The following is a 16,500-nucleotide window of genomic DNA, read 5'->3' as shown; positions in this document are numbered from 1 at the left end:
GGCACCTCGCCTGCACCGCCCACAACCTGCTCAAGCTGCACGCCCACAAGCAGCGATAACCCCATACCGGGCCAGCCCGGCCATCCCTCACCGGCAATACGAGCAGTTATGCGACTGGCTCGATCAGGCCGCGGGCACCTGGGTCGCGCGGGCCCGCAGCGACTCCGGCACCTCGAACCGCGCGCCGAACTTCTTGACGAACTCGTCGGCCCGCGCCACGAAGCCCGCGACGCCACCCGGGTAGCCCTCGACGTACTGCACGACGCCGCCCGTCCAGGCGGGGAAGCCGATGCCGAAGATCGAGCCGATGTTGGCGTCCGGCACCGACGTCAGCACGCCCTCGTCGAAGCAGCGCTGGGTCTCGATGGCCTCGATGAAGAGCATCCGCTCGGAGAGCTCGTGCAGGTCGACGTCGTGGTTCACCGCGCCCAGCTCGGTGCGCAGGCCCGGCCAGAGGCCGGCCCGCTTGCCGTCGGCGTACTCGTAGAAGCCGGCGCCGCCCGACTTTCCGGTGCGGCCCGCCTCGACGAGCCGGTCGATGACCGCCTCGGCCGGGTGCTGGTCCCAGGTGCCACCCGCCTCCTCGACGGCCCGCTTCGACTCGTTGCGGATCTTCTGCGGCAGCGTGAGCGTGAGCTCGTCCATGAGCTGCAGCACCGGGGCCGGGTAGCCCGCCTGCGCGGAGGCCTGCTCGATGGTCTGCGGGTCGATGCCCTCGGCGAGCATCGCCACGCCCTCGTTGAGGAACGTGCCGATCACCCGCGAGGTGAAGAAGCCGCGGCTGTCGTTGACGACGATCGGCGTCTTGCGGATCGCCAGGGTGACGTCGAAGGCCTTGGCCAGGGTCTCGTCCGCGGTCTGCTCGCCGCGGATGATCTCCACGAGCGGCATCCTGTCGACCGGGGAGAAGAAGTGCAGGCCGATGAAGTCCCGCGGGCGGTCGACGCCTTCCGCGAGCGTCGTGATCGGCAGGGTGGAGGTGTTCGAGCACAGCAGCGCGTCGGCGGTCAGGTACGGCGCCACCTCGGCGAACACGCGGTGCTTGAGCTCCACCGACTCGAACACCGCCTCGATCACGACGTCCGCACCGCGGACGTCCTCGTAGTCGGCCGTCGGGGTGATCCGGGCGAGCAGGGCGTCGCCCTTCTCCTGGGTGGTCTTCCCGCGCTGCACGCCCTTGGCGACCAGGCCCTCGGAGTACGCCTTGCCCTTGCGCGCCGCCTCCGCCGAGACATCCTTGAGCACGACCTCCCAGCCGGCGAGCGCGCACACGTACGCGATGCCCGCACCCATCATCCCGGCGCCGAGGACGGCGACCTTGGTGGGCGCCCACTTCTCGAAACCGTCCGGGCGGGACGTCCCGTTGTTGATGGCGTTGAGGTCGAAGAAGAACGCCTTGGTCATGTTCGTGGAGACCTGGCCGCAGGCCAGCTCGACGAAGTAGCGCGCCTCGATCCGGAACGCGGTGTCGATGTCGACCTGGGCGCCCTCGACGGCCGCGGAGAGGATGTTGCGCGGCGCCGGCATCGGCGCGCCCTTGAGCTGCTTGCGCAGGTTCGCCGGGAACGCGGGCAGCACCGCCGCCAGCTTCGGCGTGGCCGGGGTGCCGCCGGGGATCTTGTAGCCGGGCCGGTCCCACGGCTGGGCGACAGGGTCCTTGCCCGGCCCGCCCACAGCGGCGATCCAGGCGCGTGCTGCCGGGAGCAGCTCCTCCTGCGTGGCCACCAGCTCGTCTACGATCCCCACCTCGACGGCCTTGGCCGGCTTGTGCCGCTGGCCCTGCACGAGGACGTTCATGACGGCGTTCGCGATGCCCAGCAGCCGCGTCGTGCGCACCACCCCGCCGCCGCCGGGCAGCAGGCCGAGCGTCACCTCGGGCAGGCCGAACACCACGCCCTTGCCGTCCACGGCGACGCGACGGTGGCAGGCCAGCGCGATCTCCAGGCCGCCACCGAGGGCGGTGCCATTCAGCGCCGCGACGACCGGCTTGCCGAGCGTCTCCAGCCTGCGCAGTTGGCGCTTGATCTCCATCGACGCCGCGAAGATCATGGGAGCATCCGCGGGCGTCGCCTTGATCAGGGAGTCCAGGTCGCCACCGGCGAAGAAGGTCTTCTTCGCCGAGGTGACGATCACCCCGTTGATGTCGTCCTTGCCCGCCACCAGCGCATCGACACACTCGCCCATCGCGGTGACGTAGCGCTCGTTCATCGTGTTGGCGCTCCTGCCGGGGTCGTCGAGCGTGACGACGACGACGCCGTCGGCGCCCTTCTCCCAGCGGACGGCCTTCTGCTCGCTCATCGTTCCCCGTTCCTTCAGACCCGCTCGACGATGCAGGCGATGCCCATGCCGCCACCGACGCAGAGCGTGGCGAGGCCGCGGCGCAGGTCCCGGCGCTCCAGCTCGTCGATCAGGGTGCCGAGGATCATCGCGCCCGTGGCGCCGAGGGGGTGGCCCATGGCGATCGCGCCGCCGTTGACGTTGGTGATCTCGTGGTCGACGCCCATGTCGCGCATGAACCGCATGGCGACCGAGGCGAACGCCTCGTTGATCTCGTAGAGGTCGATCTGGTCGGCCGTGAGCCCGGCCTTCCCCAGCGCCTTGCGGGCGGCGGGGGCGGGGCCGGTGAGCATGATCGTCGGGTCGGCCCCGGAGACGGCGGTGGCGAGGACGCGGGCGCGCGGGGTGAGATTCGCCGCGGCCCCTGCGGCTTCAGAGCCGATCAGTACGAGGGCAGCGCCATCCACGATGCCGGAGGAGTTGCCGGGGGTGTGGACGTGGTCGATCTTCTCGACCCAGTGGTAGCGCTGCAGCGCCACGGCGTCGAAGCCGCCCGCCTCGCCCATCATCGCGAAGGACGGCTTGAGCGCGCCGAGGGCCTCCATCGTGGTGCCGGCGCGGACGTGCTCGTCGCGGTCCAGCACGGGCAGGCCGTTGCGGTCCTTGACCGGGACCACGGACCGCGCGAAGTAGCCGTTCGCCCACGCCTTCGCGGCGCGCGTCTGCGACTCCATCGCGTACGCGTCGACGTCGTCGCGCGTCCAGCCCTCGAGCGTGGCGATGAGGTCGGCGCCGATGCCCTGGGGGACGAAGCCGGTCGAGTAGTTGGTGTCCGGGTCCATCGCCCACGCGCCGCCGTCCGAGCCCATCGGTACCCGCGACATCGACTCGACGCCGCCGGCCAGCAGCAGCTCCTCCATCCCGGAGCGCACGCGCAGCGCCGCTTGGTTCACGGCTTCCAGCCCGGAGGCGCAGAAGCGGTTGAGCTGCACGCCCGCGACCGTGTCCGGAAGGCCTGCGGCGATGGCGGCCGTCTTGGCGATGTCACCGCCCTGGTCGCCGAGGGGGCTCACGACGCCGAGGACGACGTCGTCGATCGTGGCCGGGTCGAGCTCCGGGTGGCGGGCGCGGATCTCGTCGATCAGGCCGACGACCAGCGACACCGGCTTGACCTCGTGCAGCGAGCCGTTCGCCTTGCCGCGGCCGCGCGGGGTGCGTACGGCGTCGTAGACATAGGCCTCGGGGATGGTGCTCATGCCGACCTCTCCTGTCGATAGCAGGTCTCCTGCTTTGTTACAGCAGTGCTGTCATATGGGTCAAGGTGGGCCACGCTGTGGCGCCAGCCATACTGGCCGCCGTGCGCAGCGACCTGTTCAGCCCCGACCGCGCGGAGACGCAGTCGCCGGGGATGACGCTCCAGAACTCCAAGATGCTCAAGGTGGGCCTGAACGGCGAGGTGCTCGTCCGGCAGGGGACCATGGTCGCCTACCAGGGCCAGATGGAGTTCGCCGCGCTGGGCTCCGGCGGCATCGCGGGCTTCCTCAAGCAGACGTTCACCGGCGAGGGCGTCCCGATGATGCGGGTCACCGGCCGCGGCGACCTGTTCCTCGCCGACAACGCCGCCGACGTCTTCACCATCGACCTCGAAACCGGCGACGGTCTCACGATCAACGGCAGGAACGTCCTCGCGTTCGAGCCCACGCTGCGCTGGGACATCCACCGCGTTCAGGGCGCCGGGTACCTGTCCAACGCGGGCTACTACAACTGCGTCTTCTCCGGGCACGGCCGCATCGCCATCACCTGCAAGGGCTCGCCGGTGGTGCTGAACGTGGACCAGCCCACGTACGCGGACCCGCAGGCGGCCGTCTGCTGGTCGGCGTCGCTGCAGACCGGCTTCCACCGCGCGGACCAGCTCAACCTGCACACGTTCCTCGGCCGCACCACCGGCGAGGCGTTCACGATGAGCTTCGCCGGGCGCGGGTTCGTCGTCGTGCAGCCCTGCGAGGAGCTGCCGGCCGGCGCGGTCGCGGGCACCGGAAGCGGCAACGCCGGTGGGCAGAACAACGACGGCCTGGGCGGCGTGATCGGCGGCTTCCTCGGCGGCGGGCGCTGAACCCCGTCCCCCTGTGACCCCGCCCCGTTCCCCCCGCCCCCCGGTTGCGCGAACGGCACGTACGGGACATAGGTCTTCCCATTCGTGCCGTTCGCGCGGAACGCGGGGCGGCACGGGGTGGCACGGGCCGACACGGGGTAGCGCGGGGTGACGCGACACCGCTGCTGTCACGTCGGGGCATCGGTGTCGTAACCTGCTCGGGTGGTCGCGCCGAACCTGTCCGACAAGCTGTCCGGCAACCCGCCGGACGCGGAACTGCTGACGATCGACCAGCTGGCGGCCCGCACGGGGATCACGGTCCGCAACATCCGGTTCTACGCCGGGCGGGGGCTGCTCCCGCCGCCGCGGCTGCGCGGGCGCACCGGGCTCTACGGGCCGGACCACGTCGCACGGCTGGAACTGGTCAGCGAGCTGTCGGGGTTGGGCTTCACCCTCTCCGGCATCGAGGCGCAGCTCGAACGCCTCCCCACCACCGCGGACGCCGAGGAGCTCGCCCTGCACCGGGCCTTGCTCACCCCCTGGGTCCCCGAGCAGATCGAGGAGATCGACCACGCGGAGCTGGAACGCCGCGCCGGCCGCGCCCTCGGCCCGGACGACCTCGCCGCCCTCGAAGGCCTCGGCGTCGTCCGGCGCCTCGACGACGGCCGCGTGCGGCTGCGCGGCGCCGGGATGATCGGGGAAGGTCTCGCCGTCCTGGACTCCGGCCTGCCACCGCAGGTCTGGAAGCGTGCGCACGTGGTCATCGACAAGCACACCACGGCCATGGCGGAGGAGCTGATGGAGCTGTTCCAGGACGAGGTGCTCCGGCCGTTCCGGGAAGGCGGGCGCGGCACCGCCGAACGCTCGCGGCTGGTGGACGCCCTCACGCAGCTCAAGCCGATCACCGTCCGCGGCGTCGTCTCCGCGTTCGGCCGCGCCGTGAACCGCACGATCCGGGATCGGCTCGCCTGATGCCCTTCGTCCATCCCATCGCGGTGCGCTACCTCGAGGTGGACGCGCAGGGCGTCGTGTTCAACGCCTGGTACCTCGCCTGGTTCGACGACGCCATGACGGCCTATCTCGCCCATCGCGGGCTGCCCTACCGCACGATGCTCGACGCGGGCTACGACGTGCAGGTCGTGCGCTCCGAGATCGACTGGCACGCCGGGGTCGGGTTCGGCGACGCCGTCGGCGTCGAGGTGAGCACCGCACGGATCGGGCAGACCAGCTTCGCGCTGGACTTCCGGGTGCTCCGCGACGGCCACGACGTGACGTGCGCGGGCCACACCGTGTACGTCGTCGTGGCGACGGACGGCTCCGGCAAGCGGCTGGTTCCCCCGCTGATCCGGGACGCGCTCGACGGCGTGTGAGCCGTTCGGCTCAGCGAATAAGCCCGTTCGGCCGAATCTCTTCTCTTCCCGCCTCGTTGGGCAGACCGAGTGACCGGACGGCGCTGTCGGGTGACCGCCGGCCGCCCGAGGTGACCGGTTCCGGCGCGCCTTGTTGTGGGCGGTCGGAGCCCGATCCCGGCACGCCGACTCGACCCGGAGGGAACCAGATGAGCAGGCTCCAGCCCGCCCGTGCGACGCTGCTCGCGGTCGCGTGCGGACTCGCGCTCGCCACCGCGACCGGGACGGCCCTGGCCGCCCCCGACGAGCAGGCCCCGCCGCCAGGCACCACCGCCCCGGCCGGACTGTGCGACGACGGCAGCCTCTGCACGTGGCCGCAACGCGCCTACGCAGGTGAGCTCACCGCGATCGGCGACGGTGCGGCCGGGGAGTGCCACAACCTGCCGCGCGGCGCCGCCTCGGCGATCAACGACTCCCCGTTCACGGCCGTGTTCTACGCCGCAGGCGGCTGTGTCGGCGGTGTCGTGGTGGGCATCGAGCCGGGCCGCAAGACTCCGTCGTTCGCCGAGGCCGCGTCCGTGCGGCTGCGGCGGCCGGGGCCCGCGGCCGTACCGGGAGCACAGCCGGGCACGTCGAGCTCGCCGTCCGGTTCGCAGGAGAGCGCGCCCGCGGAGGAGACGGCCGGCCCCTCCACCGAGGAACCGGCCGACGACACGGCGGCGAGCGAGAGCGCCGAGTGATCAGCGCCGAGTGATCAGCGCCGAGTGATCGGTGCCGGGTGGCCGCCCGGGGGGTCGGTCACCCGGCGCCGGTCCGGCGTCAGGCCGGGCTGATCTCGAACACGGCCACCCGGGCCGCCAGGGCCGCGAACTGCTCCGGATCCGCGCGCTCGACGAGCCCGAGCCGCACGAAGAACGGGACCCCGCCGGGAGCCTGGCCGGGGAACGCCCGCAGCACGGCCTCCCGGACCTCCGGGTCGTCCACGTCGCGGATGGCGACCGGCTCCCGTCGGCGCCCGCGGGCCAGCTCGCCACGGCCGGCGGCGCGGGCGTTGCGGGCCCAGTCCGCATCCGGGAGCGCCGCGATGACGTAGCGGCGGCCGTCCACGACGATCGGCGTGACGGGGGTCGTGCGCGGCTGCCCCGACACCCGGCCCGGCACGGTCAGCACGCGTACCGGCCCCGTGACCACCCCGAGGCGGCCGAGCGCGACGAGAACCTTGTTCATCGGGAACAGCCAGCGCGGCAGGGCGGGCGCCGTCACGTCGATCACTCCTTCGGTTTCCGAAACGATGCCGCCGACTGTACACTCCTTCGGATGCCGAAACAAACGTCGCTGGACGAGGCGTCCCGGGCCGCCAGGGAGTTCGGTGACGCCGCCGAGGCCGTCCGCCTCGCGGCGGCCGCGCACCTCGGGGTCAACCGCAGCGACCTGCGCATCCTCGCCGCACTGCACGTCGACGGGCCGGCGTCGGCGGGCGCGATGGCCGCGGCGGCCGAGCTGAGCCCCGCCGCCACCACCGAGGCGGTGCAGCGCCTCGCCGCCCGTGGCCTCGTGCGCCGCGACACCGATCCCGCGGACCGCAGGCGAGCCGTCATCGGCATCGAGCCCGCCGCCGCACGCCAACTGGACACGTTGTTCGGTCCCGTCCGCACCGGTGGGCGGCGCATCGGCCAGACGTTCACCGACGCCGAGCTCGCCGTCGTCGTCCGCTTCCTCGACCTCGGCCGCGACCTCCAGCTGGCCGCGGCCGAGCGCATCCGCGCGGGGGGCTGATCCGGCTCGGCCGCCGCCGCCGCACCGTACGGGACCGCCGAACCAGGGACCGCGCCGTTCGCGATCACATGGCAGGCTGCGCATAGCCGACAGAACCGATTCCCGGGAGCGCAACGATGCCGCAGAACGTCCGTGGGGTAGTGGCCCACAAGAAGGGTGAGCCGGTCTCCGTCGAGACGATCGTGATCCCCGACCCCGGCCCCGGTGAGGCCGTCGTGCAGGTGCAGGCCTGCGGGGTGTGCCACACCGATCTGCACTACCGCGAGGGCGGGATCAACGACGACTTCCCGTTCCTGCTCGGCCACGAGGCCGCGGGGGTGGTCGAGGAAGTGGGCGAGGGCGTCACCGACGTCGCGCCCGGCGACTTCGTGATCCTCAACTGGCGTGCCGTGTGCGGCCAGTGCCGGGCCTGCCGGCGCGGCACCCCGTGGTACTGCTTCGCCACCCACAACGCGTCGCAGAAGATGACGCTGGAGTCGGGCCAGGAGCTCTCCCCGGCCCTGGGCATCGGCGCGTTCGTCGACAAGACCCTGGTCGCCGCGGGCCAGTGCACGAAGGTCAACCCGGCCGCGAAGCCGGAGGTCGCCGGGCTGCTCGGCTGCGGTGTCATGGCAGGCTTCGGCGCCGCGGTGAACACCGGGGGCATCGGGCGGGGCGACTCCATCGCCGTCATCGGCTGCGGTGGCGTGGGCGACGCGGCGATCATGGGTGCGAACCTCGCCGGGGCGTCCACGATCATCGCGATCGACACCGACCCGCGCAAGCTCGAGTGGGCGGAGCAGTTCGGCGCCACCCACACGATCAACGCCCGCGAGACCGACGTCGTCGAGGCCGTGCACGCCCTCACCGGCGGCCACGGCGCGAACGTCGTCGTGGACGCCGTCGGCCGCCCCGAGACCTTCAAGCAGGCCTTCTACGCCCGCGACCTCGCCGGCACCGCCGTGCTGGTCGGGGTGCCCACCCCCGATCTCGTGCTGGAGCTGCCGCTGATCGACGTGTTCGGCCGCGGCGGGGCCACCAAGTCGTCCTGGTACGGCGACTGCCTGCCCACCCGCGACTTCCCCATGCTCATCGACCTGCACCTGCAGGGCCGGCTGCCGTTGGAGAAGTTCGTGTCCGAGACGATCGCCCTCGACGACGTCGAGGCCGCGTTCGAGAAGATGCACCACGGCGAGGTGCTGCGGTCGGTGGTCGTGCTCTGATGCCTCCCGTCGAGCACCTGGTCACGTCCGGGACGTTCTCCCTGGACGGCAGCACGTGGGACGTCGACAACAACGTGTGGATCGTCGGTGACGAGAACGAGGTCCTCGTCATCGACGCCGCGCACGACGCCGCCGCGATCGCGGAGAAGGTGGGCGACCGCCGCGTCGTCGCGATCGTGTGCACCCACGCCCACGACGACCACGTCAACCAGGCACCCGCGCTGGCCGACCGGTTCGGCGCGCCGATCCTGCTCAACCCGGCCGAGTCCCCGCTGTGGGAGATGAACTGGCCGGACCGCAAGCCCGACGGCGAGCTGCGCGACGGCGACGTCCTGCGGGCGGGCGGCGTGGAGCTGCAGGTGCTGCAGACCCCGGGCCATTCGCCCGGCTCCACCTGCCTCTACGTGCCGGATCTCGGGCTCGTCTTCTCGGGCGACACGCTGTTCCAGGGCGGGCCGGGCGCCACCGGGCGGTCGTACTCCTCGTTCGACACGATCATCGAGTCGATCCGGGAGAAGTTGCTGACGCTGCCCGGCGACACCGAGGTCCGCACCGGGCACGGGGACTCCACGCGGATCGGCGCCGAGTCACCCCACCTCGACGAATGGATCGCCCGGGGACACTGAGCGATTGCCGCCTGCAGCGGGCCGTCGTACTCGCGACAGCCCGCTGCAAGCCCGTGCGCGCGGCGTGGCAGCCGCGGTGCCGACGCTGGCGGCATGCAGACACGCACCGCACCCGTGCGCACGACGGCCGACGTCGCCGCGCTGGGCACCATCCTCGGCGTCTGGGCACATCCCGACGACGAGGTGTACCTGTCCGCCGGCCTCATGGCCGCCGCCGCGGCCGCGGGCAACCGCGTCGTCGTCGTGACGGTGACGCGCGGCGAGCGCGGCACGGACGATCCCGCGCGCTGGCCACCCGCCCGGCTTGCCGCCGAACGGCTCGCCGAGTCCGCGGCGGCCCTCGCCCTGCTCGACGCCGGGCACGAGCGGATCGGCCGCCATCTCCTCGGCGCGGACACCGGGCGCTCCTTCCTGGACGGGCACCTCGCGCTGGGCGACCCGGCGGCCGCGGTCGCCGAGCTGACCCGCCTCGTCGACGCCTTCGCCCCGGACACTGTGCTCACCTTCGGCCCGGACGGTATGACGGGCCATCCCGACCACCGTGCCGTCTCCGCCTGGACCGCCGCCGCCCTGGAAGGCGCGACGTGGCCGGTGCCGCGGCTGCTGCACGCCGCCGTCCGCCCGGAGCAGGCGGCAGAGTTCGGGGCTTTCGTCGAGCCGATGGGGGAGCGCGGCGACGGGCCCGTGTGCCCGCCGTCCGACCTCGCGGTGGACCTGGCCTTGAGCGGGGCCGCCCTGGACCGGAAGGTGGCGGCGCTGGAGCTGCACGCCACGCAGACCGGGCCGCTGCGGGCCGCGCTCGGGGGGCGGTACCGGGCCTTCGTGGCGACGGAGTGCTTCCGAGTGGCGGACTGAGGGTCGCTGAGGGTCGCTGAGTTCACCGCCGCGCCGGGCCACCGGCGCTGACCAGCACGGCGAGCCCCGTCGTCAGCGGTACGGAGGCGACGATGCCGATGCTGCCGACGAGCGTTCGCACGACCTCGGTGGCGATCACCTGCGTCGTGAGGGCGTCGCCAAGGCCGCGCTCGGCCACGGCGAACAGCAGCAGCAACGGCAGGGCAGCGCCCGCGTAGGCGAGGACGAGGGTGTTGACGGCGGAGGCGACGTGGTCGCGCCCGATCCGCATCCCGGACGCGAAGAGCCTCCCGGGACGGGTGCCGGGGTCGGCCGCCCGCAGCTCCCAGACGGCGCTGGTCTGGGTGACCGTGACGTCGTCGAGCGCGCCCAGCGCGCCGATGATCAGGCCTGCCAGCACGAGGCCGCGGCCGTCGACCGTCAGGCCGAGGGCTGCGCCGAGGTTCGCGGTGTCCTCGTCGAGGCCCGTGAGCCTGGTCGCGGTCGCGAACACGACACCCAGCACCCCGATGAGGAGCAGGCTCGCGAGCGTGCCGAGGACGGCCGTCGAGGTGCGGGCCGAGAAGCCGTGCGTCAGGTAGAGGACGACGAACATGATCGCGCACGAGCCGACCACAGCGACCCACAGCGGGTCCTCGCCCGCCAGGATCGCGGGCAGCATGAACGTGACCAGCACGATCCCGGTCAGGCCCAGTGCCACCAGGGCCTTGACCCCCTGCCAGCGCCCCAGCGCCACCACGGCCAGCGCGAACAGCAGCGCGAGCACGGTGAGCGGCCCGCCACGCTGGAAGTCCGAGACCTCGTACGAGGCCGGGTCGGCGGGGTCACCCGACCACACCAGCTCCACGGGGTCGCCCACCTCGTAGGTCGTGGTGGCGCCCCGGCCCGGCTGCGGTGCCGAGACGAGCAGCGTGATCGCCTGCCCGGCGAGCGGCCCCTCCTCCGGCACGACGGCGAGCGCGACGCAGCCGCTCCCGCCCGCGGCGCCGTCGCAGTCCGCGGGGGTCGCTGCGGTCACCTGGGCGGGGACCCGCGGCAGCGCCGCCGCGCCTTCGGTCGCCTGCGGGCGGGCGCCCGGGTGCAGCAGGACGAGCCCGGCGAGGGTCGCGAGCGCGGCGGGGATCAGCAGGCAGGCGATGAGGATGACGACGCGGCGGCTCGCGGGGGCGGGCGGGCCGTGGCCGTGCCCATGGCCGTGGGCCTGTCCCGCGGGCGCGGCCGGTTCGGCTGGTGCGGCGGCCGAGCGGCCACGCGCTCCTGCGGCCCGTCGGCCCGACGCCCGATCCGCCACCCGGTGCGCGCCCGTCCGCGCGGCAGGCGAATCCTCCGCCACCCCGCTCACCCGGTGCGCGCCCGTTCGCGCGGCAGGCGAATCCTCCGCCACCCCGCTCACCCGGTGCGCGCCCGTCCGCGCGGCAGGCGGATCCCCCTCGCCGTCGGCCCGCCTGCGCCCGCCCGCGGGCCGGGTCTCATCGGGGCGCGGGAGAGACGTGCCGTGCGGCGGCGTCGGCGCGTGGGCGAGGCCTCCGGGCGGCGTCGGTGCGTCGGGGTCCACCGCGGCATCCTTGCGCGGCCATCCCCGGCCCCGTTCCGTGACCCCGCCGTGACCTTCAACCCTGGGGGTAGCGTCCCGCGCGTGGCAGACGAGTTCGACACCACCGAGTACACCTCCCGGATGCGCGCCATGTGGGGCGAGGGCGACTACAGCGGCCTCGCCGGCCGGGTCGCCCCCGCTGCTGCGCAGCTGGTCGAGGCGGTGGCGCCGGACCCGGCAGAGCGCGTGCTGGACCTAGCCGCCGGCACGGGCAACGTCGCGATCCTCGTCTCCGCGCGCGGCACGCGGGTCGTCGCGGCCGACCTCTCGCCACGGATGGTGGAGGTCGGGCGGGCACGCACGGAAGGCCTGCCCGTCGAGTGGCTGGAGGCGGACGCCGAGTCCCTGCCGCTGCCGGACGCATCGGTGGACGCCGTGCTCTCCTCGTTCGGGGTGATCTACGCGCCGCGCCCGGACGTGGCGCTCACACAGGCGCGGCGGGTGCTGGTGCCCGGCGGCACGCTCGCGTTCACGGCGTGGCGCCCGCACGGGTTCGTGGGCGAGATGACCTCGGTGATGCGGCGCTGGTTGCCGACACCGCCGGGGATCGCCGACGAGCTGGACTGGGGTCGCGAGGAGGTCGTGGCGGGGTGGCTCGCGAAGGCCGGCTTCTCCGACGTCACGTTCCGGCCGGGGGATCTGCCCTGGGAGTTCTCGTCCCCCGCCGCGCTCACCCGCTTCCTGGTGGACCACTCACCGTCACACCGTGCCGCGCAGGCGGCGCTCGGCGAGGGGGCGGGCGAGATGTTCGCGGCCGTCGAGGAGCTGGCCGGGCCGGCGGGTGAGCCGGTGCGCGTCGAGGCGGGCTACGCGGTCGTGACGGCCGTCGCCTGAGCGCCCCGACGACGTCCGCGAGTTGCGCATCTCGTCAGGGCGAGTCGCGCATCCCGTCAGGGCGAGTCGCGCTTCTCATCCGGGCGAGTCGCGCCTCTCGTCAGGGCGAGTCGCGCATCTCATCAGGGCGAGTCGCGCTTCTCATCCGGGCGAGTCGCGCCTCTGGTCCGGGCGAGTTGCGCATCTCATCAAGGCGCGGTGCAGGTCCCGTCGCTGGTCAGGGGCGCCAGGTGCGGGCGTCGGTGACTATCGCGGTCACCAGGTCGGCCGGGGTCACGTCGAACGCCGGGTTCCACGCGGCGCTGCCGTGCGGGGCGGTGGTCCCGAGGACCTCGCCCGGGTCGCGTTCCTCGATCTCGATCGCGGCGCCGTCCGGCGTAGCGGGGTCGACGGTGGTCTCGGGGGCGGCGACGAGGAAGGGGATCCCGGCGCGGGCCGCGGCGAGGGCGAGCGGGTAGGTCCCGATCTTGTTGGCGACGTCGCCGTTCGCGGCGATCCGGTCCGCCCCGACGACGACGGCGTCCACGAGCCCGCGCGCGATGATCGACGGCCCGGCCCCGTCCACGACGAGGCGGTGCTCCACGCCCATCGCACCCAGCTCGACGGCGGTGATGCGGGCGCCCTGCAGGAGCGGCCGCGTCTCGTCCGCGACGACGTAGCGCACGCCACCCACCTCGTGCAGGGCCCGCACGACGCCCAGCGCCGTCCCGATACCGACGCAGGCGGCCGCACCGGCGTTGCAGTGCGTGTGCAGGCGCAGCGGGGCGGGGCCGCAGAGCTCGCGCAGGAGCGCAGCGCCGCGGTCACCGACGGCGCGGCAGGAGTCGACGTCCTCGGCCATGAGCACGAGCGCGGCGGCGAGCACAGCCTGCGGGCCGTCGTCGGCGGCGGCGAGCGCGCGGCGGACCCCGACCTCCAGGTTGACGGCGGTGGGCCGCGCGGCCGCGATGCGCGCGGCCTCGGCGGCGAGTTCCTCGGCGGCGACGGTGCGGGCGGCGAGAGCGACGCCAAGCGCGCCCGCGGCCCCGAGGGCGGGCGCACCGCGCACGACCAGGCGACGGATGGCGTCGACCAGCTGGTCCACCGTGGCGACGCTGGTGGTCGTGACGCGGGGCAGCGCGGTCTGGTCGAGCAGCTCGATCCGCCCGTCGACCCACGCGATCGTCGGCGGCAGCATGAGCCCGACCCTACGGCGCATCCCGCCGCCGCGAGTTGCGCATCCCGCGGCCGCGAGTTCCGCATCCCGCGGCCGCGAGTTGCGCATTTCGCCAGGCCGAGTTGCGCCGTTCGTACTGCCGGAGACCCCGGCTGGCACGATCACGCCGTGCGTGACGCCGACTTCCCGGCCGACCCCTATCCGGGCGCCGTCCCGCCCTGCTCGTTCGTTCACGAGGACGGCGGCACCGAAGCGACCATCCTCCGACTCCGCCCGGACCCCTCGACATTGACGGGCTGGTCGGTGGCCGGGAACGACCTCGACGACTGGCTCGCCGCCCGCGACGCCCCTCCCGCCGCCGCCCGGGTCCCGGTCCTGGCATACGGCTCGAACCGCTGCCCGTCCAAGATCACCTGGTTGCGGCGGGAGCTCGGCCTGCCCGGGCCTGTCATCGTGTTGCGCGCCCGCACCGAAGGCGTGGCGGCGGTGTGGGCACACGGCCTGCGCGCCCGCGACGGCCAGCGTCCTGCGGTGCTCGCCGCGGCCCCGGGTGCCGTCGAGACGCACGCCGTCTGGCTCGCCACAGCCGAGCAGATCGCGGTACTGGACCGCTGCGAGGGCCGCGACGACCGCTTCCGGCTGGCGCGGCTGCGCACCGGCACCGTCCGTACCGAGGACGGCGGGATCGTCGAGACGCCCTGGTGCTACGTCGGGCACGGGACGATCCGACGCCCGCTGCTGGTCGACGGCCGACGGGTGCGGTGCATCGAGGTGGCACAGGTGCAGGCGCAGGCACTGAACGGCGAGCCAGGCGACGATGATCTCGACGCCCCCACCGTGCGCGGCGCGCCGGACCCTGACGACTGGCCGGCCGCTCTGCTCACCTACGGGCTGCTGATGCCGACGCAACCGTCCTGGAGCCTGGTGGCGCCGCACGCGAGCGGCCCGCCTCGGCCGCTGCGGGTGGCCGGGACGCTCTACGACACAGGGCAGGGCTGGCCCGCGCTGGTTCCCGGCGGCCGCGGCGAGGTGCCTGCGGCGCTGGTCCCGCTGCGCGATCCCGTCCGGCTGTTGCCATTGCTCGACGAGTACGAAGGACCGGACTACCGCCGGGTCCGGCGCACGCTGGCCGACGGCACGGCGTGCTGGGTGTACGCCTGGGTGGCACCCACAGCCGGGTTCCGGGAGTTGCCGGCCGGCTGGCCGCCGTGATCCGACGGGACGGCGCACTCGGCCTGTCAAGATGCGCAACTCGCGGCGGTGGAATGCGGAACTCGCGGCGGTGGAATGCGGAACTCGCCGCGGCAGGATCCGCAACTCGCGGCGGTGGAATGCGCAACTCGCCGCCGCAGGATCCACAACTCGCCGCGGCAGGATGCGGAACTCGCGGGTCAGGCCCGCCCCGCCGCCGCCCCGGTCCGCCGCTGCGCGCACACCCCGGCGGGTATCGGGATGCGGTAGAGCCGCGCCGCATTGCCGCCGAGGATGGCCTGGCGCGCGGCGTCGTCCAGGCGCGGATAGGGCGAGCCGTCCGGGAACTGGAAGCGGCTGAGCTCGCCGACCAGCCGCCCGGGCCGGACCATCGGGTACCCGCTGCCGAACAGCAGCCGCTCGGACCCGAACGCCTGCAGCAGCTCGCCGAACGCGGTGATGAACTCTCGGCTCCCGATCCACGGCAGCATCTCGGTGAGCACGATGTGCACGTTGGGCAGCCGGGCGAGATGGCGCAGCTGGTCCCCGGGCAGGCACCCGGCACCGAGCACGAACTGCACCCGCGGCAGCGCGCGGGCGAGCTCGCGGAAATGGGCGACGTCGAACGCCGCGGACGGCACCCGCTGGACGACGTTCGTGCGCACCGGCAGTGCGGAGATCGCCCGGACCGGTTCGGCCCAGTTGGGCAGCCGCGGCCCGAAGCTGCCGGGCACGGGGTCCCAGCGACGCCACGGCGCGGGCTGCGCGGACGGCGACACCCCGAGGTGGACGACGCCGGCACCCGCCTTGCTGCAGCGGGCGAGGACACGGCGCACCCACGGGTCGGCGAGCCGGACGAGCCGCCCGGGCCGGCGTCCCTCGCACAGGGTGAGCCCACGCAGGTCCCAGCGGCGGACCATGGGACCGATGCCGCGGGCACCCGCCTGCCCCGCGCCCGGGTCGAGCTCCCCGGAGAGCACGAACCGCCCCGGCATGCGCTCGGCGAGCTCGGCGTGCCAGGCCACGGGCGAGAACCCGAGGACGAAGAGGTCCCCGAGCACGACCGGCTGCAGGACGGCACGGTCGACCCCGGCGTCGAAGAGGTCGCGGTGCAGGCCGTCCTCGCTGACCCGCTCGACCTCCTCGGGTGGGACCGGTGGCACCGCGGTTGCGGCGCCACCGGCCCCCCGGGTCCGGTCCAGCTCACGATGCCGCCGGAGGAGGTCGGCGGCGAACTCCTCGCCGGCCGGGCCGGCCTGGTTGTGTGGGCTGGCGTCCCACGCGTGGACCTGGGCGTCGACGACCAGGAACCTCGGCCCGGACGTGCTCACCCCGTACATCTGCTCGACTCCCACGCGTGCGACGTGCCCGACACCCGACCGGGCGGTCAGCCCATCGACGGTCCGAGACCCAGCGACTGCGGCGTGCTGGAGTCCGGCGACGGCTGCGGGATGCCCTCGTCGAGCTGCCCGAACTCGGTCATGAGGGCCTTGTTCCACGGCGTCTGCTCCTCGGCCACCAGCGAGTTGGTGGTCAGGATCAGGCCGG

16 protein-coding genes are annotated in these 16,500 nt (G+C 73.6%); 10 read left to right on the top strand and 6 right to left on the bottom strand.

Annotated elements, in window-relative coordinates:
* Positions 1-123 precede the first annotated feature (123 nt).
* Together AB7J25_RS25995 and AB7J25_RS25990 are read right to left on the bottom strand one after the other, a co-directional pair.
* A complete protein-coding gene (locus tag AB7J25_RS25995; RefSeq protein ID WP_428513134.1) occupies positions 124-2,298 on the bottom strand; it encodes a 3-hydroxyacyl-CoA dehydrogenase NAD-binding domain-containing protein in 2,175 nt (724 codons plus the stop codon).
* Between the two features lie 14 nt (positions 2,299-2,312).
* Positions 2,313-3,533, bottom strand: a complete 1,221-nt coding sequence (locus tag AB7J25_RS25990; RefSeq protein WP_428513132.1) for an acetyl-CoA C-acetyltransferase — start codon at positions 3,531-3,533, stop codon at positions 2,313-2,315.
* A gap of 101 nt (positions 3,534-3,634) precedes the next feature.
* Here AB7J25_RS25990 and AB7J25_RS25985 point away from each other — a divergent pair, with 101 nt between their 5' ends.
* From AB7J25_RS25985 to AB7J25_RS25970, 4 genes are all read left to right on the top strand, one after another.
* Positions 3,635-4,390, top strand: coding sequence for an AIM24 family protein (locus tag AB7J25_RS25985; RefSeq protein ID WP_428513130.1), 756 nt, complete (start codon positions 3,635-3,637; stop codon positions 4,388-4,390).
* Between the two features lie 201 nt (positions 4,391-4,591).
* On the top strand, positions 4,592-5,341 hold the full coding sequence (locus AB7J25_RS25980; protein ID WP_428513128.1) for a MerR family transcriptional regulator: 750 nt from the start codon (positions 4,592-4,594) through the stop codon (positions 5,339-5,341).
* Complete coding sequence (locus AB7J25_RS25975) at positions 5,341-5,739, top strand: acyl-CoA thioesterase (RefSeq protein WP_428513126.1); 399 nt, start codon at positions 5,341-5,343, stop codon at positions 5,737-5,739. The genes AB7J25_RS25980 and AB7J25_RS25975 overlap by 1 nt, the downstream gene beginning before the upstream one ends.
* Positions 5,740-5,927: 188 nt before the next feature.
* The gene (locus AB7J25_RS25970; RefSeq protein WP_428513124.1) at positions 5,928-6,458 is read left to right on the top strand and encodes a peptidase inhibitor family I36 protein; all 531 of its coding nucleotides are present in this window, start codon (positions 5,928-5,930) and stop codon (positions 6,456-6,458) included.
* Between the two features lie 79 nt (positions 6,459-6,537).
* On the opposite strand, the gene AB7J25_RS25965 is transcribed toward AB7J25_RS25970, so the two are convergent.
* Positions 6,538-6,981 carry a nitroreductase family deazaflavin-dependent oxidoreductase gene (locus tag AB7J25_RS25965; protein ID WP_428513122.1) on the bottom strand — a complete coding sequence of 148 codons (444 nt, stop codon included), beginning with the start codon at positions 6,979-6,981 and terminating at the stop codon, positions 6,538-6,540.
* A gap of 54 nt (positions 6,982-7,035) precedes the next feature.
* On the opposite strand from AB7J25_RS25965, the gene AB7J25_RS25960 reads away from it, so the two are divergent.
* The 4 genes from AB7J25_RS25960 (at position 7,036) to AB7J25_RS25945 (ending at position 10,177) form a co-directional block, all read left to right on the top strand.
* A complete protein-coding gene (locus tag AB7J25_RS25960; RefSeq protein ID WP_428513120.1) occupies positions 7,036-7,494 on the top strand; it encodes a MarR family winged helix-turn-helix transcriptional regulator in 459 nt (152 codons plus the stop codon).
* Between the two features lie 116 nt (positions 7,495-7,610).
* Entirely contained in the window at positions 7,611-8,696 is a 1,086-nt protein-coding gene (locus AB7J25_RS25955) for an S-(hydroxymethyl)mycothiol dehydrogenase (protein ID WP_428513118.1), read from the top strand.
* On the top strand, positions 8,696-9,322 hold the full coding sequence (locus AB7J25_RS25950; RefSeq protein ID WP_428513116.1) for an MBL fold metallo-hydrolase: 627 nt from the start codon (positions 8,696-8,698) through the stop codon (positions 9,320-9,322). Before AB7J25_RS25955 ends, AB7J25_RS25950 begins: the two co-directional genes overlap by 1 nt.
* A 93-nt stretch (positions 9,323-9,415) precedes the next feature.
* Positions 9,416-10,177 carry a PIG-L deacetylase family protein gene (locus AB7J25_RS25945; RefSeq protein WP_428513115.1) on the top strand — a complete coding sequence of 254 codons (762 nt, stop codon included), beginning with the start codon at positions 9,416-9,418 and terminating at the stop codon, positions 10,175-10,177.
* Between the two features lie 22 nt (positions 10,178-10,199).
* On the opposite strand, the gene AB7J25_RS25940 is transcribed toward AB7J25_RS25945, so the two are convergent.
* Positions 10,200-11,732 (bottom strand): YibE/F family protein, encoded by a 1,533-nt coding sequence (locus tag AB7J25_RS25940; RefSeq protein ID WP_428513113.1) that lies wholly within the window; start codon positions 11,730-11,732, stop codon positions 10,200-10,202.
* Between the two features lie 81 nt (positions 11,733-11,813).
* Between AB7J25_RS25940 and AB7J25_RS25935 the strand changes: the two genes are divergently transcribed.
* On the top strand, positions 11,814-12,605 hold the full coding sequence (locus tag AB7J25_RS25935) for a class I SAM-dependent methyltransferase (RefSeq protein ID WP_428513111.1): 792 nt from the start codon (positions 11,814-11,816) through the stop codon (positions 12,603-12,605).
* Between the two features lie 217 nt (positions 12,606-12,822).
* On the opposite strand, the gene mtnA is transcribed toward AB7J25_RS25935, so the two are convergent.
* Positions 12,823-13,782 (bottom strand): S-methyl-5-thioribose-1-phosphate isomerase, encoded by a 960-nt coding sequence (gene mtnA, locus AB7J25_RS25930; RefSeq protein ID WP_428513109.1) that lies wholly within the window; start codon positions 13,780-13,782, stop codon positions 12,823-12,825.
* A 147-nt stretch (positions 13,783-13,929) separates the two neighbouring features.
* Here mtnA and AB7J25_RS25925 point away from each other — a divergent pair, with 147 nt between their 5' ends.
* On the top strand, positions 13,930-14,973 hold the full coding sequence (locus AB7J25_RS25925; RefSeq protein ID WP_428513107.1) for a gamma-glutamylcyclotransferase: 1,044 nt from the start codon (positions 13,930-13,932) through the stop codon (positions 14,971-14,973).
* Positions 14,974-15,152: 179 nt separating this feature from the next.
* Here the strand turns inward: AB7J25_RS25925 and AB7J25_RS25920 are convergent, their stop codons facing one another.
* Positions 15,153-16,307 (bottom strand): amidohydrolase family protein, encoded by a 1,155-nt coding sequence (locus AB7J25_RS25920; protein WP_428513105.1) that lies wholly within the window; start codon positions 16,305-16,307, stop codon positions 15,153-15,155.
* Positions 16,308-16,500: the final 193 nt, after the last annotated feature.

Origin of the sequence: Pseudonocardia sp., from assembly GCF_050246655.1 — a bacterium.
In the GTDB taxonomy this organism is placed as follows: Bacteria; Actinomycetota; Actinomycetes; order Mycobacteriales; family Pseudonocardiaceae; genus Pseudonocardia.
Note: the sequence above shows the minus strand (reverse complement) of the source record. Positions and strands in the feature narration are given on the sequence as shown.